The 18,625-nt window shown below is 71.8% G+C and carries 16 protein-coding genes, 1 tRNA gene and 1 pseudogene; 7 read left to right on the forward strand and 11 right to left on the reverse strand.

Translation table 11 applies throughout. From position 1 onward, the window contains the following. The first annotated feature begins 99 nt into the window (after positions 1-99). The 4 genes from ACU610_RS25725 to ACU610_RS25740 all read left to right on the forward strand — a co-directional run bounded on the left by ACU610_RS25725 (position 100) and on the right by ACU610_RS25740 (position 1,879). Positions 100-855, forward strand: a complete 756-nt coding sequence (locus ACU610_RS25725) for a M23 family metallopeptidase (RefSeq protein WP_446770525.1) — start codon at positions 100-102, stop codon at positions 853-855. Between the two features lie 20 nt (positions 856-875). Next, positions 876-1,289 (forward strand): helix-turn-helix domain-containing protein, encoded by a 414-nt coding sequence (locus ACU610_RS25730; RefSeq protein ID WP_446770526.1) that lies wholly within the window; start codon positions 876-878, stop codon positions 1,287-1,289. Positions 1,290-1,309: 20 nt separating this feature from the next. Continuing rightward, on the forward strand, positions 1,310-1,723 hold the full coding sequence (locus ACU610_RS25735; protein WP_446770527.1) for a VOC family protein: 414 nt from the start codon (positions 1,310-1,312) through the stop codon (positions 1,721-1,723). 83 nt (positions 1,724-1,806) lie between these two features. Next, positions 1,807-1,879: transfer RNA gene (locus tag ACU610_RS25740), tRNA-Ala, on the forward strand. A 92-nt stretch (positions 1,880-1,971) separates the two neighbouring features. On the opposite strand, the gene ACU610_RS25745 is transcribed toward ACU610_RS25740, so the two are convergent. The 4 genes from ACU610_RS25745 to ACU610_RS25760 all read right to left on the reverse strand — a co-directional run bounded on the left by ACU610_RS25745 (position 1,972) and on the right by ACU610_RS25760 (position 5,657). Further along, complete coding sequence (locus ACU610_RS25745; RefSeq protein WP_446770528.1) at positions 1,972-2,313, reverse strand: tyrosine-type recombinase/integrase; 342 nt, start codon at positions 2,311-2,313, stop codon at positions 1,972-1,974. 237 nt (positions 2,314-2,550) lie between these two features. Further along, positions 2,551-3,225, reverse strand: coding sequence for a formylglycine-generating enzyme family protein (locus tag ACU610_RS25750; protein ID WP_446770529.1), 675 nt, complete (start codon positions 3,223-3,225; stop codon positions 2,551-2,553). A 312-nt stretch (positions 3,226-3,537) separates the two neighbouring features. Continuing rightward, the gene (locus ACU610_RS25755) at positions 3,538-4,224 is read right to left on the reverse strand and encodes an MBL fold metallo-hydrolase (RefSeq protein WP_446770530.1); all 687 of its coding nucleotides are present in this window, start codon (positions 4,222-4,224) and stop codon (positions 3,538-3,540) included. A 488-nt stretch (positions 4,225-4,712) separates the two neighbouring features. Then, entirely contained in the window at positions 4,713-5,657 is a 945-nt protein-coding gene (locus ACU610_RS25760; protein WP_446770531.1) for a diacylglycerol/lipid kinase family protein, read from the reverse strand. A 430-nt stretch (positions 5,658-6,087) separates the two neighbouring features. Here ACU610_RS25760 and ACU610_RS25765 point away from each other — a divergent pair, with 430 nt between their 5' ends. Then, positions 6,088-7,170, forward strand: coding sequence for an alanine racemase (locus ACU610_RS25765; RefSeq protein WP_446770532.1), 1,083 nt, complete (start codon positions 6,088-6,090; stop codon positions 7,168-7,170). A 74-nt stretch (positions 7,171-7,244) separates the two neighbouring features. Here the strand turns inward: ACU610_RS25765 and ACU610_RS25770 are convergent, their stop codons facing one another. Then, entirely contained in the window at positions 7,245-7,601 is a 357-nt protein-coding gene (locus ACU610_RS25770; RefSeq protein WP_446770533.1) for a VOC family protein, read from the reverse strand. Between the two features lie 570 nt (positions 7,602-8,171). Between ACU610_RS25770 and ACU610_RS25775 the strand changes: the two genes are divergently transcribed. After that, complete coding sequence (locus tag ACU610_RS25775) at positions 8,172-8,684, forward strand: hypothetical protein (protein WP_446770534.1); 513 nt, start codon at positions 8,172-8,174, stop codon at positions 8,682-8,684. Between the two features lie 1,953 nt (positions 8,685-10,637). Here ACU610_RS25775 and ACU610_RS25780 read toward each other — a convergent pair. The 5 genes from ACU610_RS25780 to katG form a co-directional block, all read right to left on the reverse strand. Then, a complete protein-coding gene (locus ACU610_RS25780) occupies positions 10,638-10,961 on the reverse strand; it encodes a tyrosine-type recombinase/integrase (protein ID WP_446770760.1) in 324 nt (107 codons plus the stop codon). Positions 10,962-11,008: 47 nt separating this feature from the next. Next, a complete protein-coding gene (gene fxsT, locus ACU610_RS25785; RefSeq protein WP_446770535.1) occupies positions 11,009-13,651 on the reverse strand; it encodes an FxSxx-COOH system tetratricopeptide repeat protein in 2,643 nt (880 codons plus the stop codon). A 362-nt stretch (positions 13,652-14,013) separates the two neighbouring features. Further along, a complete protein-coding gene (locus ACU610_RS25790; protein WP_446770536.1) occupies positions 14,014-14,379 on the reverse strand; it encodes a hypothetical protein in 366 nt (121 codons plus the stop codon). A 509-nt stretch (positions 14,380-14,888) separates the two neighbouring features. After that, positions 14,889-15,167, reverse strand: a complete 279-nt coding sequence (locus ACU610_RS25795) for a hypothetical protein (RefSeq protein WP_446770537.1) — start codon at positions 15,165-15,167, stop codon at positions 14,889-14,891. Positions 15,168-15,301: 134 nt separating this feature from the next. Continuing rightward, positions 15,302-17,641: a catalase/peroxidase HPI gene (gene katG / locus ACU610_RS25800; RefSeq protein ID WP_446770538.1), complete on the reverse strand. Its 2,340-nt coding sequence runs from the start codon at positions 17,639-17,641 to the stop codon at positions 15,302-15,304. 28 nt (positions 17,642-17,669) lie between these two features. Between katG and ACU610_RS25805 the strand changes: the two are divergent. Further along, a pseudogene (locus tag ACU610_RS25805) lies at positions 17,670-17,960 on the forward strand (IS5/IS1182 family transposase); the annotation flags it as partial. A gap of 21 nt (positions 17,961-17,981) precedes the next feature. On the opposite strand, the gene ACU610_RS25810 reads toward ACU610_RS25805, so the two are convergent. Then, positions 17,982-18,344: a cupin domain-containing protein gene (locus ACU610_RS25810; protein WP_446770539.1), complete on the reverse strand. Its 363-nt coding sequence runs from the start codon at positions 18,342-18,344 to the stop codon at positions 17,982-17,984. Positions 18,345-18,625 lie beyond the last annotated feature (281 nt).

Here is an 18,625-nt window from a genome sequence, read left to right on the forward strand (position 1 = left end):
ACGCCGGGCGGAGGGTTACGGATCCATCACGGAGTGTTTGGATCGTCGGCGAGCCCTCGAGCCCGGCAACGGGCGTTCTCCCCACGGACGGGTAGGTGCATGGCCGGTCGGCGTCGCGCGCAGCGATCCGGGGACCCCCGGGTCCCCGCTCCCTCCCGGACCCGGCGGCCCGTCTCCGGCCCGCGACGCGGCCCACTGCTGCTCACCGCGCTCGTCGTGGGGGGGCTGGTCGCGGGCGCCACCGGCGTCTCGAACGCCTCCGACGTCCCGACCGGGCCGAACTCGGTGCTGGCCGCGCAGATGGAGCTGGCCACCGTCGAGGACGACGTCGAGACGCTGCCCATGGCCTCGATCACCGAGGCGGAGGCCCAGGCCCGGCTGGCCGAGGTGGCCGCCTCGCGCGCCGAGCGCGCCGCGGCGGAGGCGGCCGCCGCCGAGGCGGCCCGGGAGGCCGCGCGGCCCAAGGCGGTGCTGCCCGTCGACGGCGCCCGATTCACCAGTGGCTACGGGGGCCGGTGGGGCACCTTCCACTACGGCATCGACCTGGCCGCCCCGATGCGGACGCCGGAGTACGCGGCCATGGACGGTGTCGTCCTGCGGGCCGGCTCGGCCAGCGGCTTCGGCCTGGCCGTCTACGTCCTCCACGAGAACGGCGACGTGACCGTCTACGGCCACATGGACAAGATCCTCGTCGAGCCCGGCCAGTACGTGGAGGCCGGCGAGACCATCGCGCTGCTGGGCAACCGCGGTCAGTCGACGGGTCCGCACCTGCACTTCGAGGTGCACCAGGGCGGGATGAACGGCAAGCGCATCGACCCGGTGCCGTGGCTGGCAGAGCGCGGCGTCGAGGTCTGATCCCTGCTGGGATGAACGGCGTGGGCAGCGCTGTCGAGGACGCCAACCGCAGGCTGCTGCGCGCCCGGGACGCGATGGACCGTGCCTACGCCGAACCCCTCGACGTCCCCACCCTGGCCCGGATCGCGCAGGTCTCCGAGGCGCACTTCATCCGGACGTTCCGCGCCACCTTCGGGGAGACGCCGAACCGGTACCTGCAGCGGCGCCGGGTCGAGCGGGCCATGTTCCTGCTGCGCTCCACCGACCGCAGCGTCACCGACATCTGCATGGACGTCGGCTTCGCGAGCCTCGGCACCTTCAGCCGGGTGTTCCGGGACGTCGTCGGGGAGCCGCCGTCGGCGTACCGGCGCCGCGGCCCGTTCCCGCCGGTGCCCACGTGCTTCGCGATGGCCTGGGCCCGACCGAGCAGTTTCGGAGAAGCACCGGGGGTGTGATCGTCTCTAGCGTCTGTCCCATGCTGACCGCGATCACCATCACCCAGATCTACGTGCCCGACCAGGACCAGGCCCTCGACTTCTACGTCGGGAAGCTCGGCTTCGAGGTCCAGGCCGACATGCACTTCGGCCCCATGCGTTGGCTGACCGTCAATCTGCCCGGCCAGCCCGATCGCGCCGTCCTGCTGGAGAAGCCGGGTCCGCCGTCCCTCAGCGAGGAGACCGCCGCGCAGGTGCGGGAGCTCGTCGCCAAGGGCGCCGCCGGCGGCCACCTGTTCTTCGCGTGCGACGACGCGCACAAGACCCACGCGGAGCTCAAGGCCAAGGGCGTGGAGATCACCGAGGAGCCGGTCGACCAGCCCTACGGCATCGACTTCGGCCTCCGCGATCCCTTCGGCAACCACATCCGCATCGCCCAGATGAAGCAGAGCTGATCCACCCGACCCCCTGCGTCGGGGCGCCGTCGTGGCCCTGTACAGTGGCTCCTGGCTCGGACACACCAGACCGGGTCGGACACGGGGCTGTGGCGCAGCTGGTAGCGCACCACACTGGCAGTGTGGGGGTCAGGGGTTCGAGTCCCCTCAGCTCCACCCCGATGACCAGGGCGTTCACCGATTCGGTGGACGCCCTGAGTCGTTCTTGGTGCCGGTGTGGTGGGCACTGGCGCGGATCCGGTGCCACGTCAGTCCCACAGCGCGTTGCCCATGCGGTCGGCGGCATCGCGGCCCAGTACGGGCATCACGTGGCTGTAGGTGTCCGTGGTCGTCCGCATCTGTGCGTGTCCGAGCACCTCCATGACCCCCCGGGGGTGCACGCCTTCCGACAGCAGGAGCGTCGCGGCGGTGTGCCGGCCGTCGTGCAGCCGGACGTCGCGCACGCCTGCCTCGCTCAGGAGGGTCTTCCACGCACGCCAGTCCGACTTGCGTTCGATCGGGCGGCCGTTGGGTTGGGCGAAGACGAGGTCGTTGTCCTGCCACAACGGGCCGGCGGCGACGCGCTCCGACAGTCGGCCCGAGCTCCTCATAGACGTCGCTCCCCGCGACGGTCACCACCACGGTGCGGTCGTCCGCGCCGAAGACCTCGCCCTCGGTCCGCCATGCACCGATCAGTGGGGCCATCGTCGGTACCAGGTCGGCCTGTCCGGCGGCTTGGTGGTCCTGCGCCGTCACAGCTTCAGTGAGTGCGGTGCGGCTGGCCCTCCCGCGAAGACCCCACCGACGCGGACGCGGCCACCACAGCGGGGGCGGAGGTCCGCTGCGGGTCACTGGGAGACCGAACGGGCGACGCGGAAGCCGACATCGTCGATCCGGAAGGTGGGATGACTCCTGCGCCGTACCGAGGCCCGACAGCTCCAGTGCTCGTCGAACCAGCCACCGCCGCGGAGCACTCGGTAGGTGCCGTAGACCTCGGCGTCGTAGACGTCCCAGCACCACTCCCAGACGTTGCCCAGCATGTCGAACAACCCCCAGGCGTTGGGCTGCTTGCCGCCCACCGAGTGCAGTCGTCCCTCCGAGTTGCCGCGGTACCACGCGACATCGTCGAGCTCCCCATACCGCGCGGCGCCGGTCCCGGCGCGGCAGGCGTGCTCCCACTCGGCCTCAGTGGGAAGCCGGTAGCCATCGGCGGACGCGTCCCACTCGATGCCCTCGCCGTCGGGATCGAGTCGGTAGGCGGGGACCAGCTGCTCCTGTTGGGACAGCGCCTGGCAGAACCGCACCGCGTCCCACCACGAAACCCCTTCCACCGGCAGCCGGTCGCCACGCGCGGTGCTCGGCCGTTCCCCGGTGACCTGCGCGTACTGCGCCTGGGTCACCGGATGAGCGGACATCTGGTGCGCCGCGACTCCGACCGCCCAGCTGCGCCGCGACCGTCGGTCCCTCAGCACCACGCTGCCCGCCGGGACGGGGACCATCGCGCTGTCCGCACCGGTCCTCATGAGGTGGGGACGCTACCGCCCCCTGAGATGACGCCGGCTCGGCTGGGTTCTCCCAGCCGAGCGGCTGTCGGGCTGACCGGTGGCGGGGGCTCTGGGATGGTCGCCTGTTCTCGCCGGCCGAGGGGAATCAGGGATCCCACGCGCGCGAGCCCAGCGTTCCAGCCGCGCCACGTGTCGAGTAGACGTACCCGCTGCGGCGACGCCCCCGCGGTCTCGAAGGTTCGGCGGCGGCGTCTCGTAGGGGATCGTTGACCGGAACGGCTTCGCGGCCGGTTGCTGGTCTCTCGGGACGGTCGGGATGGCTCCCTCGCGTCAGACCTGCTGGTCGACCTGCGGCCGCCACGGCTCGTGCTCGTGCGAGAGCCACACCAGCTGAGGGTCGAGAGCGCGCACCAGTCGCTGGCCTTCGGTGCGAGGCTCGTCGAGCTCCCCGAAGAAGACGGCTGTGTCGCCGGCAATGATGATCGGGCGGCCGCCCGTCTCGACGACGACCACCTGTGAGCCTGGCGTGTGGCCCGGCGTCGGGACGAGCCGGACCCCCGGTAGCACCTCGAGTTCGCCGTCCACGGGCACGTACCGCACGCCGGGCGCGTCGACCCAGTCGCGGATCGTGTAGTCGTCCAGACTGCGCGCGTCGTCGAGCTCCCGGCGCTGGACGTATGTCGGCCTGCTGGCGAAGAGGTGGTTGCCGCCGCAGTGGTCGAAGTGCAAGTGCGTGTTGATGACGACGTCGACGCCGGCCACGTCGAAGTCAGCCTGCGTGCTCAGGGGGATCAGGCGGGGGTCCATGTCGGATACCGCCGGGTGCAGCTCCGTCAGGCCGGTGTCGACGAGCACGCGCGCGTCGAGGTGGTCGATGACGTGGACGTAGACCGGCATCCGCTCGCCCTCGGCGAGCAACTCGGCCACGAGTACCGGCCTGATCGTCGGCGGCGGCACCTTAGCCATGCATCTTCTTTCCCTTGATGTTGGTGGGCCGCTGGGCGCGGCTGCTAGCACTACGACTCCATAGCTGCACAGGAGTCATCGGTCGGGGAGGGCTGGCGTGGAGTGCGTCCTGGTAACCACGGACGGGTGGAACACGTCCGGCGTCCAGTAGACCAACCCGCTACGACCACGTCCGCCTGGCGGGGGGACCGACTCATGCCGTTCCCGCAGGGGATCCCCTACGGGACCTGGCGACCAACGCCCGGCTCGCCCGAACGTCGCCGTAGCCGGTTCCCCTGACGGGATAACCTGTCCGCCTTGCCGCCCGGGGTCCCTCGGTAGCCCCCGGAGTCCTCGACGACCGCGTGAGGCGGGTCGTAGAACTGCTCGGCCCACGTCCGCGCCTGCAGGGCGCGAGCGATCGCCACGGCGCGGTCACTGACGCACAGAAACCGGAAACCCACGCGGGCGGCGGTGCGGACGAATCACCCTGCCCCCTCGCGGAAGGAGCCGGCGCTCCTCGTCCCAGGAGAAGCCCATGATGGCGAGGCAAGTAGTGATCAGCTGTCCGGGAAGCCCGTGCCGACCATCACCCGCAGCGCATTGGCCTCCAGCGTGATCCGCGCGGGCGTGCATCCGCGGATCTCGCCGTCGACGTCGAGCGCGAGGGGCGGGTCGGTCTCCACCCACACCTCCCCGGCGGTGAGGAACCGGGTGCGGGCCAGCGGCCGGCGGGGCCCGATGACCGTCTGGCGTACGGTCGCGAGGCTCAGCCGGAGCCGGTTGGCGTCGCCGAGCCGGTACACCACCAGCCGGCGGTCGTCGAGGCCGGTGTCGGGGGCGATCGCCCGGCCGGCGTGGTGGCTGCCGTTGGCGATGTTGAGCTGGTGGGTGGCGAGTTCGTGGACCTCGTCGCCGATGCGCAGCCGCGCGGTGAAGGGCCGGTGGCCGGGCAGCAGGGCGAGCGCGGTCAGCGGATAGGCGGCGCGGCCGAGCACCCGCTTGAGCCGGTGCGGCACGTGCTCGGCGACCTGCACCGACAGCCCCAGGCTGGTCAGGTTGGCGAAGTGTCGCCCGGCCACGTGGCCGAGGTCGACGTCGGCGACCTTGCCGCCGGTGAGCACGCGCAGCGCGGCGGGCAGGCGCAGCGGCAGGCCGAGGCCGCGGGCGAAGTTGTTGGTCGTGCCGAGCGGAACCACGCCGAGGCAGACGTCGCGGTGGGCGAGCTGGTGCGCGGCCTCGCTCAGCGTGCCGTCGCCGCCGCCCACCACCACCAGGTCGGCGCCGCTGTCGGCCGCGGCGGCGAGCGCCTCGGGCAGGCCTCGAGGGTCGGCGACCGGGCGCACGTCGACCAGCTCCACGGTGGCCTGCAGCCGCCGGTGCACCGTCACGAAGTGACGGCGTCCCCGGCGGGATCGGACGTTGACGACCAGCGCGGTGCGGCGCCGGGCGCGGATGTCGGCGTCCAGCGCCGCCTTCGACCGCTGGTGCACAGGTCCCGTCACGACGATCTCCGTCCTCCCGGCGCGGGTGGCTGCCCCGGCAGCCTGCACCATGACGAGGGTGGGGCCGGCCAACGGTGAAGCTCCGCCGCCTTCGATGACACGCCGAAGGCCGACAACCGGGCGGCAACCTGATCACCCACGCCACGGCCTGCTGACGAAGGCGGGGCTGCGCCAAGACCTCAGCGATTGATCGCCTCCCCGGCGCAGACGGCCGTCAACGAGCCGCTGCGGAGCGGGTCGACCCGAAGAATGAAGCTGCCTCGGCGACGTTCAAGGGTTCGGAGCAGCCAGCCATCGGTGTCTCCCAGAGGATCCCCTTAGCGGGATGCAGGCGCCGGGGTTGCTGGTACCGCGCCAGCGTGGCCGTGGATGGTTCGTCGTGCGAGATAGCCGGGGCGGGCTCGGCTGCTTCCGTGTGACGATCGAGGACATGACCCCGTTCCGCGGGCCGGAGGAACTGGACACGCCCTGCTTGGTGGTCGACGTCGATCTGCTGGACCGGAACGTGGCCGCCATGGCCGAGGCCATGCGGGCCCGGGGCCTGGCGGTGCGCCCGCACGCCAAGACCCACAAGTGCCTGCAGATCGCCCAGCGCCAGATCACCGCTGGCGCCACCGGGCTGACGGTGGCGACCGTGGCCGAGGCGGAGGTCTTCACCGCAGCCGGCGTCTCGGACCTGTTCATCGCCTATCCGGTGTGGGCCTCAGGGGAGCGAGGACGCCGCCTCCGCATCCTGGCCGAGCGCGCCTCGCTGCGGGTGGGCGTCGACTCCATCGAAGGCGCCGCCATGCTCGCCGGGGCGCTGTCCGGCACGGGCGCGCAGGTGCTCGTGGAGATCGACAGCGGACACCACCGGACCGGAGTTCGTCCCGCGGAGGCTGCCGGAGTGGCGCTGGCCACTGCTCGCGCCGGGCTGCGGGTGGCCGGGGTGTTCACCTTTCCCGGCCACGGCTACGGGCCCGACCGGCGCAGCCGAGCCGCGATGGATGAGGCCACCGCCCTGGACCAGGCGGCTCAGGCGCTGGAGCGCGAGGGTCTGGAGGCGCCGGTCCGCAGTGGCGGGTCGACGCCGACGGTGGCCAACGCCGACCCCGGCGTGCTCACCGAGGTGCGCCCGGGGGTGTACGTCTTCAACGACGCTCAGCAGGGGGAACTGGGCAGCTGCTCCTGGTCCGATGTCGCGCTGACGGCCGCGGCGACCGTGGTCAGCACCCGGGGGTCCCAGGTGGTCCTGGACGCCGGCAGCAAGGTCCTCGGTGCCGACCAGCCGGGCTGGGCCACCGGCAGCGGTCGCCTCCTGGACCACCTCGACGCGCGGATCGTGGCACTGTCCGAGCACCACGCCACCGCGCTGTTCCCTGACGGCGCCCCGCTGCCCGACCGCGGTGAGGTGGTTCGAGTGGCGCCCAACCACGTGTGCGCCGCAGTCAACCTCGCTGACGAAATGGTCGTCGTCTCTGCCGGCGAGGTCATCGACCGCTGGCCGGTGGCCGCCCGCGGTGCCAACACCTGACCGCGCGCCGATCGTCCGCTGACCCATCCCTCATCGGAGTCCTGTAGCTGCTGAGTCAGTTCAGCCGTTCGGGGTCACCGAGATTCGCTGTCGTCGGTGTCCTCGAGGTAGACCAAGCCGTTGCCGTAGGGGTCGGTGAAGGAGAACATCGCCGGGACCCCCTCCAGCCGGACCAATTCTCCGTTGTGCAAGGTCACCCCGGCCTCGCGGACCTTGTCGTGGGCCTGCTGAGCATCGGAGGTACCCAGGCGGATCGCCACCGGGATCTGGCTGTTGGGCGGCAGCAGCACCAGGGAGACACTCGAGCCCGGCGGCACAACCTCGACCATCCGCCCATCCGGCCAGCCCTCCACGTCGGTGCGTAGCTCGCACCCCAGCACCTTCGTGTAGAACCGCAACGCAGCGTCCTGGTCAGTCAGCGGAACCGACACGCTCAGCACTCTCGTCGTCATCGCCATGCTCGGTTGCACCCAGCCGCAGCTGGGAAGTCATCGGCCCCTCGGTAGGCGCCCCGGGAGTCGAACCCCTGAAGGCGCCACCGAGCCTGTCTGTGGTTTCGCTGCCGGCGTCCCGCACGGGATCCCTGTTCCGTGCCGTCGGCTGCTGCCTCCGGCCTGTCCCTGAGGGCGGCCTCAGGGACACGTTGACCCCGTGCGTTTCCGCCACTGCAAGCGCATCCGACGATGACCGGACAGCGAAATGACGCGGGCGAGGTCAAGCGCCCGACACAGCGGAACCCGAGCGACAAACGTCAACGTCAGCCCCGTCGAGCGGGCGCGGCTGCTCGCCTCCGGCACAGCCGTGGCGCGGGGCTCCTCGCAGGCTGGAAGTGCGACGTACGGGCTGGATGACACGGGGGCTGCCCCTACTCCACTTCGGGGGTCCTCGACCCCGAGAACGGGGATCTACCCGATGTCCCCGCGAGTTCCGGATCGCCATCGTTCTTCCGAGGCACCAACACGGGGAGTCGCTTCCCGGGCCTACTGGAGAGGGAGGGCGTCATGAGCGACCGCAGCACCCACGGGATCTTCCGTCGAATCGTTCGGCGTACCGCCGTGCTCGCCGCTACGACCGCCGCGGCACTCGCCGTCCTGGCCGCTCCCGCCCAGGCGGCCCAGCCGCCCGGCACCTGCTTCACCCACGTCGATGACTCGGGCCAGGCCGGCGTTGCGGTCACCTTCCCGACGGTCCAGCTGGCGCCGGGCACCGTGATCAAGCTGACCGTCGTCGCCCAGACCGGCAGCCAGCCGCAGGCCCACGCCGTCTACTTCTGGGACGGCACGACGCCGAACTGGATGTATCAGCTGCCTCAGGAGATCTTCGGCGGGGAGTGGCGCCAATCGCCGATTAGGGTTAACGACCCCGGACAGATCGCCGCCTTCATTCCGGCGTACAACGCGACGATCCCCGTCTGGTTCGTGAAGGAGTACTACCAGAACGGTCAGCTCACCGGCGTCGAGAGCCCCGTCGAGGTCAGGATGGCCGACGGCGGGCCGTGCCACTCCTTCCTCTGAGCTCGTACTACGGCCCGCCTCCCGTCGCCCGGGAGGCGGGCCGTTGCATGTTTCTCGACCGTGCACGAGGCAGACCGCCCGCGGGGTCGCCGACCTTCGCCACCAGGTCGACATCTAGTGAGCTCCTGAGCTGACCGAACGCCGGCTCGACGAGACCTTGTTGAGGACGCTGCAGTCAGGCCTGTGGCGATGCTGGTCACCAGCGGAGGGGGTTGGTCAGGCGGGACTGCGCCGTGCGGCAGACCCGGCAGTTGCCCCACGTGACGATGGCCAGCGGCGTCGTGGGAGCGCCGCACTCGGGGCAGTCGACGGACTCCTGTGAGCGGGCGCGAGCCTCGGTGATCTCGCGGGAACGTTCCTCGTGGATCGTCTCGTCGCCCCGACAGGGGCACCCCAGATGAGCTTCTGCGCAGCGTCCACGGTGTGCGGCGATGGTGCCCCCTTGGGTCGGCGTCGACGCTACTCGCTGGGTCACGGTGTCCGGGCAGCGGCGGTGACCTGAGACCTTCGACCCTTCCGGCCAGGCGGCGCCCGTCTGGAGCCTGAAGAGTCACTCACCGGAGCACGCGGCGCCGTGGCCTTCGCGACCGTCATTCCCGACGACGTGACGGTTGGATGCTGAGGAGCTCGATGATGGAGACGGAAGCCGCGTCAATGAGTGTCGCGCCCGTCCGCTGGACCGCCGAGGTCGATTCCGTCATCAGGGGGGATGTCACCGCCGCAGCTGCCTACGTCACGGCCGCCGGCGGTGCCGTGGTGATCAGCGTGGCGCCGTGCGGGTTGAATGAGCGATCCCGGGGGTCGTCGGATTCACCACGTCCCTAGGGTTCCGCAGAAGCTGCGGCGGATTATCCGCGACCCCCGCGTGGCCCTGGCCTTCCACGCCCGAGAGCACGGGTTCGCCGACTCGTCCCGGTTCGTGCTCGTCCAGGGGCGCGCGACCGTCGACCTCACGCCGTCGCGGACGCGTCTTGAGTCCTTCATTCCTCAGGCCGAACGCTTCCTGGGCGAGGTGAAGCGGGGCCCGCTGTGGGACCGGCTGTTGCGCGACTACTACTGGGAACGGGTGTTCATCGACATCTCGGTAACGCGCATCCTGGCCTGGCCGGACACAGCGGGAGCCGGGGAACCGGAGGTGTACGGCGCACCGCGGCCGCCGGCACCGCCCGCCCAGGCGCCGCCGAAGCTCGGCGTCGCCCCGCGCGTCGACGTGGCGCGGCTGGCTCGACAGGCCGGGCGGCTGGCGCACCATGTCCTTGCCTCCCGCTCCCGTCGCACAGCGCGCTCGAACGAGCGGCATACCCGCTCAGGAGGTCCGACATCTCGGCCACCGCGCCAGTGTGCGCGCTCGACGGCCAGGTCCTGCCCGCATCTGCGATCGGTCGCCGCCCGCCCCCCGGGCGACCTCTGGTCGGGCCGCCTCGCGGGTGCTCCTGGGGTCCGTGGGCCCTCTGTCACCGCCGAGCGGGTGCACCGAGTCGACGCGAAGCTCCGCCCCCGTGGGGAGTCCTGCAGGGACACCCGGCGAGAGCTACCCGCAGCCGGAATCGGACCCGAGCTGGCGCAGTGGCGGTCCCAGACGCTACGTGCCATGCGGCTTGTCGTCGGGCGTCCTCGAGCCGCCTTCAGACATCCGGCCTCCAGAGACATCCGGAGACGGCAGGGCGTCGGTCGGCCATGGCTCCATCGGGCGCCGCTCCGCCGACCTGGTTGCAGTTGGCGGCGTTCGTGCTGGTGCCCCGATGTCCGTCGTCGTGGGAACCCGCACGTCAAGTGGCTCACGGAACGGGAGTGAACCGCCACGAACGCGATCATGACGGCCTGGCGGTGTGGGGGTCAGGGATCGAGTCCCCTCAGCTCCACCCTGATGACCAGGCCGTTCTCCCTCGGGGGAACGGCCTGAGTCGTTTGTGGTGCCACCGTGGTGGCCACTGGTGCACAACCGGTGCCAGGTCAGTCCCACAGCGCGCTTGCCATGCGGTCCGCCGCGTCGCGGCCCAGGGCGGGCATCACGTGGCTGTAGGTGTCCGTCGTCGTTCGCATCTGCGCGTGGCCCAGGACCCCCATGACGACCCTGGGGTGCACGCCCTCCGAGAGCAGCCGCGTGGCCGCCGTGTGCCGTCCGTCGTGCAGTCGGACCTCGCGCACGTCCGCCTCGCGCAGGAGACCCTTCCACGAGCGCCAGTCTAACTTGCGGCGCCCGCCAGCCCACCCACGGTCACGGCTTACCCCCTTCCCCGGAGCTGAGGAGATCGAGCGTTGAACCAGCCGTCTGATACGGGGGACTCACCGTTCACACCACGAGGCGCTCGAGTTCCGTACGTCTACGTCGACAGTGGCCGACTCGGGCGCTCCGCCGCCGCATCGCCCCCAGGCATGGCATGGTCGCCGCGGGCGATCTGAGTCAGGTACAGCGTGATCGGGTGGTCCGGGCCGAGCACCCGGTGGCAGCGCTGCAGCGTGTCGTGGCCCAGGGCGCGGGCCGGCTCCGCCCTGCCCAACTCGACCAAGGCATGGATGAGGGCGGTCGCCGCCCGCAGGGTGGTGGTGTGGTCGGGGCCGAGCACCCGGCGGCTGCGCTGCAGCGTGTCGTGGCCCAGGGGGCGGGCCGGCTCGGCCTGGCCCAGCCGGAGCAGGGCGCCGGTGAGCGTGGCCGCGGCCCACAGGGTGGTGGCGTGGTCGGGGCCGAGCACCCGGCGGCTGCGCTGCAGGGTGTCCTGTCCCAGGGCGCGGGCCGGCTCCGCCTGGCCCAGCCGGAGCAGGGCGCCGGTCAGGGTGGCCGCGGCCCGCAGGGTGGTCGGGTGGTCGGGGCCGAGCACCCGGCGGCTGCGCTGCAGGGTGTCCTGTCCCAGGGCGCGGGCCGGCTCAGCCTCGCCCAGCCGGTCCAGGGTGAGGCTGAGGGCGGTGGCCGCCCACAGAGTGATCGGGTGGTCGGGGCCGAGCCCCCGGCAGCAGCGCTGCAGCGTGTCCTGGGCCGGAGCCCGGGCCGGCTTGGGCTGGCCGAGTTGGATCAGGGCGACGGTGAGCGTGGTCGCCGCCAACAGGGTGGTGGCGTGGTCGGGGCCGAGCACCCGACGGCAGCGCTGCAGCGTGTCCTCGCCCAGGACGCGGGCCGCCGCCGCCTTACCCAGCGAGACCAGGGCACGGATGAGGGTGCTGGCGGCGGTCAGGGTGTCGGGATGATCGGGGCCGAGGAGGGACCGGCAGCGGTCGAGCAGCTGTTCGGCGACGGCTCGGGCGGCGTGGCTGCCGGAGCTGTCCCCGTGGGCCTGCAGGTGGCGGATGGTGTCCAGGATCAGTCGCCTGCCGGCGGGGGAGTGGTCGCTGAGCGGGGCGGTGGCGAGCACGTGCGGGGCGATCGCGGCGTAGGCCGGCCAGCGGGCCGGATCCTCCGGGTCGCCGGGGTGGGCGGCGGCCAGCAGCGCCAGCACCTGCTCGGCGGTGGCCTGCCGCCGGTCGGGCGGTAGCTGCTGGCGGACGACGGCCTGCACCAGCCGGTGCAGTTCGAAGCCGTCGGGGGAGCGGCGGGCCAGCGAGTAGCCGACCAGCGCGCCGACGGTGTCGGCCAGGTCGTCGGCGTCGGCGGCGGCGTCGCGCAGCGGCTCGTCGAGCATGTCCGGGTGGCCGGTGAAAAGGGTCAACGGGATCGGCTCGGGGGCGAGGAAGGCGGCCAGTTCCAGCAGCTGCACCGCGGCCGGGTTCTCGCTACTGAGTCGCTCCAGGGACAGCGCCCAGGTGGTGTCGAGACGCCCGGAGTAGCCGACCACCTCACCGCGGGCCAGCAGGTCGGCGCGGCGGGTGCGGAACCGGCGCAGGTAGTCCGCCGGCGGCAGGTCGGTCTGTTCCAGGTGGCCGGCGGCCTGGGCGGCGGCCAGCGGCAGGTCCCCGAGCTCGGCGGCCAGCTGGTCCGCCAGCTCATCACCCAGGCCCGGGATGCGGGCCCGAAGCAAGGCCACGGTCTCAGCCCGGGTGAGCACGTCGACCTCCAGCCGCCCGCCGAGCGCGCCCCAGCCGGGGTATCTGGAGGTGATCAGCACGTGCCCAGGCCCGCCGGGCCGGTAGGCGGCGATGTCGGCCGGTCGCTCGGCGTTGTCGAAGAGCAGCAGCCAACGGTCCCGGCCGCGCAGCTCGGCCAGCAGCCGGTCCACCGTGTCGGCCATCGTGGCCCCGGCCGGCAGGCCCAGCCAGGCGGCCAGCCCGGCCAGCTGCTCGGGGATGAGCACCGGCTGCTCGGCGTCGATCCACCAGACCAGGTCGTAGTCGGCGGCGAAGCGGTGCGCGTACTCCAGGGCCAGATGGGTCTTGCCCACCCCACCGAGGCCGTAGAGCGCCTGCACCACCAGCGTGCCCTCGCCGGCGCGCAGCCGGCGCCGGAGCTCGGTGAGCATGCCGTCCCGCCCGGTGAACCGCGGGTTGCGCGGCGGCACCTTCCAGACCCCCGGTGGACTGCCGGCGAATCCCGGCTTGTCGGTTGGCGCCGGCCCGACCCTCGGGAATGGTGGCGCGCTCACGGGTCGGCCACCGATGAGCCCACTCAGCAGCCGGGCGGCCGCGGTGGCCTCGTCCAGGCCGGTCAGGTCCAGGTGGACCAGGCTGGAGTACAGCGACGGCAGGGTGACCGGCTCGACCAGGACCGGCACGATCCGCCCCGCCGACTGCTCGGCGAAGGCGGCGCGCAGCTCCGCGCCGCCGAACGTGCTGGAGAAGTAGGCCTCGGTGCACACCGCCAGCAGCCGGTCCGCGCGCTCCATCGCCGTCTGCATGCGGGCGACGAAGTCCTCACCCGGTGCCCAGTCCCACACGGCCAGCTCGACGGTGTAGCCGGCCTGCTGCAGCTGCCAGGCCAGCCACTCCGCCCACGCGGTGTCGCGACCGGCGTGGCTGATGAAGAAGTCGGTCCGCTCACCGCTGACGCGCCAGGGGCTCGCGCCGTCAGCTGCAGCGCCTGCTGGCCCACCCTCGGTCACGGCTTCCCCTTGCTCGCACCTCAGGAGATGGGCGTCGCGCCAGCCGCTCTGATGCGAGGACTGACCGTTCTCACGACGAGGCGCACGAGGTTGGTCCACGTTGACAGCGGAGGCTCCGGGCCGTGGGTCACGGCATCGCCGGCCGGTCGGGGATGGCTGGTGCGAGTGGCCTGGGTCAGGTAGCGCGTCATCGGGTGTTCCGGTCCCAACACCCGCCGGCAGTGCTGCAGGGGTGTCCGCGCCCAGGGCGCGGGCCGGCTCGGCCTCGTCGGTCACGATCGACCGACGAGACGGATGCAGCTTGCCCGGCTGTCCGTAACACGCGGCACGGGGTCGCCGGGGCGGGTCGTGCCGGCGGGGGTTCAGGTGGGCACCGTCCGGCCGGTGTGGGCCAGCCAGGTGACCAGCGACCGGTGCAGGTCCTGGGCCTCGGCTCGAGACAGCCGCAGGCCGAGCGCCTCGCCGTTGTCGTCGACCAGCACGCCGATGCTGTTCGGAGAGCACTCGAGCAGGCCGAGGGTGATCCGCCCCTCGGCGTCCTGGCTGGTCTTGAACCACAGCAGGTCGTCGTGGGCGAGCACGACCCGAGCGGCCGGATCTGGCGTGCACTGCGGCGACCGGGCCTCCCCGTTCGCACCAGGGTCGTCGTCCTCGCCGGGATCGACCGCCATCCCGGCGGCACGCAGGGTGCGGCGGAACCGGGAGACCCACAGGCTGAGCAGGCGCATCGACGTACTCCTCCGGATGTCGGCCGGCCCGTCCGCTGCCTCGGTGAACGACCTCGGCGAGACCTGCGTCGCAGACCGGCTGGATCGACGGGGGAGAACGGTCCAACCGAGGCCGAGCCGGTCACCGCCCGCCCGGGTCGTCCGACCTCCCGCGTCTGGAGGGAAGGAGTCCCCGGCCGAGGCGACAGATACCTCGGCGCATCGCGGGAGTCCCGCCCGAGGAGTCGATGGTGACGCCACTGCCGGCTGCGGCGCCGAGCGCTGTGCCCCGGGCCGGAGCGCCGCGGCGAAGACGTGCAGCCAGGCCGAGCACCGCTCACCACCCCAGCGCCGGTGGCCCCGGTCCCCGCCCGGAGCCGTGCAGGATCCCGCGGCGGTGTGATCCCCCGGGCGCGCAGCAGTCGGCGGTAGGAACCATGGTCGTGGCGGCGATCGACGAACCGCTCCCCGTGTCGCTGGCGGGGCGGTCCACGCGGCCGGGATCTGCGGCGGCACGTCCATCCCCAGGATCAGCTGGGTGACGTCGTGGCCTTCACGGCCCACTGGAGCAGGACCGTCCAGTCGTCGTGGGCGGTCTCGTCGATGGGTCGGCCGCTGGGCAGAGCCGAGATCAGGTCCTCGTCCTGCCATTCCGACCCGGCCAGCATCCGCGCGCCGAGCTGGGCGGCCTTGTGCCGGTGCAGCTCGGCGACGAGGGCATCGGCAGCGCGAGCGTGACGGTCCGGCCGGCGGAGTTGCGGCGTGCGCCGCTGCTCCCGGACGGGGCGCCGACGCGGGCCGGCTCGCACCGCCGGCCGACGCCCCCAGCCGGACGGTCAGGCGCCTGCCCCGGGGGTTCGCTCCGGTGACTGGGGGGCAGGGGAGGAACCCCGGACCGGGGACGTCGAGGTCGGCGGATGGGCGGCCGGCCTCGACGTCGGGATCAGGCGAGGTCGAACCGGTCGAGGTTCATGACCTTGTCCCACGCAGCCACGAAGTCACGCACGAACTTCTCCTCCGCGTCGTCGCACGCGTAGACCTCCGCGATGGCTCGGAGCTGCGAGTTCGAACCGAGGACCAGGTCGGCGGCGGTGGCGGTCCACCTGACCTCGCCAGTGGCGCGATCCCGACCCTCGTACACGTTCTCGGCCGAGGCGGACGTCCTCCACTCCGTGCCCATGTCGAGCAGGTTGACGAAGAAGTCGTTGGTCAACGTCTCGGGCCGGTCGGTGAAGACGCCGTGCGGCGATCGTCCGCGGTTGGCGTTCAGGGCCCGCATGCCGCCGATGAGAACCGTCATCTCCGGAGCGGTCAGGTCCAGCATGAACGCCCGGTCCACCAGCAGGGTCTCCGGCGCGAGCTTCTCCCCGGCGCGCAGGTAGTTGCGGAACCCGTCCGCGGTCGGCTCCAGCACGGCGAAGGACTCCACGTCGGTCTGCTCCTGCGAGGCGTCCGTGCGACCGGCAGCGAACGGCACCGTGACGTCGTGCCCGGCGTTCCTCGCCGCCTGCTCGACGGCCGCGCACCCGCCCAGGACGACCAGGTCGGCGAGCGAGACCCGTTTCCCGCCGGACTGCGCGCGGTCGAAGTCGTCCCGGATCTGCTCGAGGACCGGCAACACCCCGGCCAGCTCGGCCGGGTCGTTGACCTCCCAGCTCCGCTGCGGCTCGAGGCGGATCCGGGCCCCGTTGGCGCCGCCGCGCTTGTCGGTGCCGCGGAAGCTCGCCGCCGCCGCCCACGCGGTGGCGACCAGCTGGGAGATGGACAGGCCCGATCCGAGGATCGTGGCCTTGAGGGCGGCGACGTCCTCGTCCTCGATCAGGTCGTGGTCGACCGGGGGGACCGGGTCCTGCCACAGCTGCGGCTCCGCGACCCAGGGGCCCAGGTAGCGCGAGAGGGGTCCCATGTCCCGGTGCAGCAGCTTGTACCAGGCCTTGGCGAACGCTTCCTCGAGCTGGTCCGGGTGCTCCAGGAACCGCCGGGTGATCTGCCCGTAGACCGGGTCGACGCGCAGCGCGAGGTCCGTCGTCAGCATCATCGGCGCGTGCCGTCGTGACGGGTCGTGGGCGTCGGGAACGGTGTCCGCCGCGGCACCGTCCCTCGGCCTCCACTGCTTGGCACCGGCGGGGCTCTCGGTCAGCTCCCACTCGTGGCCGTACAGGGTCTCGAGGAAGCTGATGTCCCACGTGATCGGGGTGGGCGTCCACGCGCCCTCGAGCCCGCTGGTGAGCGCGTCGGGGCCCACGCCACTGCCGGAGGTGTTCTTCCAGCCGAGGCCCTGCTGCTCGATGGGGGCGGCCTCGGGCTCGGGACCGATGTACGCGGGGTCGACCGCACCATGGGTCTTGCCGACGGTGTGACCACCGACGATGAGCGCGACCGTCTCCTCGTCGTTCATGGCCATGCGACCGAAGGTCTCCCGGATGTCCCGGGCGGCGGCCAGCGGATCCGGCCTGCCGTTGGGCCCCTCCGGGTTCACGTAGATCAGGCCCATCTGCACGGCAGCGAGCGGACCGGCGAGCTGTCGGTCGCCGCTGTAGCGCTCGTCGCCGAGCCACGTGTCCTCGGGCCCCCAGAACATCTCCTCCGGCTCCCAGATGTCCTCGCGCCCGAAGCCGAAGCCGAACGTCCTGAACCCCATCGACTCGTAGGCGCAGTTGCCGGCGAAGACGAGCAGGTCGGCCCAGGAGATCGTGCGGCCGTACTTCTTCTTGATCGGCCAGAGCAGCCGGCGCGCCTTGTCCAGGCCCGCGTTGTCGGGCCAGCTGTTGAGGGGGGCGAAGCGCTGGGCGCCGCTGCCGCCGCCGCCCCGCCCGTCGGCGATGCGGTACGTGCCCGCCGCGTGCCAGCTCATGCGGATGAACAGCGGCCCGTAGTGGCCGTAGTCGGCCGGCCACCACTCCTGCGACGTCGTCATCACCTCGAAGAGGTCGCGCTTCAGCGCGTCGACGTCGAGGTTCTCGAACTCCTCCCGGTAGTCGAAGTCCTCGCCCATCGGACTGGGTGAGGGGCGGCGGAGAACCGTCAGGTCCGGTTGGTTGGGCCACCAGTCCCGGTTCGTCCTGGGCCGGTGCGGCTTCGGAGTGGGGGAGGGGATTACCGGGTTCTCGCTCTCGCTGACGCTGTCGGTCACGTCGTTCTTCTCTCCGTCTCGCTGTTTCCTTGAGACAGCTGTTCGGTCTCGACGTCGGTGGCTCGAGACCCAACGCTTTTCTCCACCGGTGCGGACGGCGGCCGTGTCTGCGACCAGTCGCCGGACGCCGGACGACGTGCCGCGACACACTCAGGCCCGACACACTCAGGCCCGACACACTCAGGCCATCGGCCCGTCGGTGACCTCGGCTCCCCAACTCCGTAGCCCGGGCCGGCGAAGGCCGTCTGGTAGGGCCATCGCCGACCGCGGCTACGACACCGACACCTACCGCCGCCCGCTCCCGCAAACGCGGCATCACCCTGCGCATCGCGCGCCGCGGCGTCGGGCACGGCTCCGGCCTCGGTCGGCAGCGCCGGGTGAGCGCTGCTCCCGGTATGGGCACCGCGCCGACCTCGACCTCGGACTTCTCGAGCCGGCTTGCGCCCCCATCTGCCACCGCCGGCTTCGAGTCGTTCCGGGACGAGCCGTGTCAGCCCCTGGCGTACGTCTCGGCCGTCTTGCTCTCGAACTCCAACGCCACGACCGGTTCATCACCTACGACCCAGGCGTCGTGGCCCGGTTCGAGGCGGTAGACGTCACCCGCGCTGACGTCGGCCTCAGTGCCGTCGGTGGCGGCGATGTGGATCTTGCCCGACACGAGGAACCCCAGGTGCGCCGCCTGGCAACTGTCTCCGCCGACCACCGGCCTGATGCAGTCCGACCACTTCCAGCCCGGTTGGAGGGTGTAGCGGCCCACGGTGGCGTCGCCCAGGTGGACGACGCTCATGCTGGTCTTCTCCGGCGTGCGGGTCTCATCGGGGTGGTCCATGTTCTTGATCTCGATGCGGGCCATCGCCGGTCCTCCTCTGGTGAACTCCAAGGACCTGAGATGACCGGGCCGCGTCCCGCACAGCGACGGCCGGTCGGGATGCCCTGGTGCGCTGGGCAGGATTGTCCGGTCCAGACAACTGTCGTCGCGCAACGCTGGGAGGTCAATGATTCCTGCCGCGACCAGGCCGCCGCGCCTGTTTCAACGGTCGATGCGATAGGAAACGACAAAATAGACGTCCATAGAATGGTAATCGATGAGATGAAATGCGCATCCGGTGTCCCCCTTGCAGGTGGCTCGGCGCG

It is taken from the genome of Geodermatophilus sp. URMC 61 (assembly GCF_052931555.1).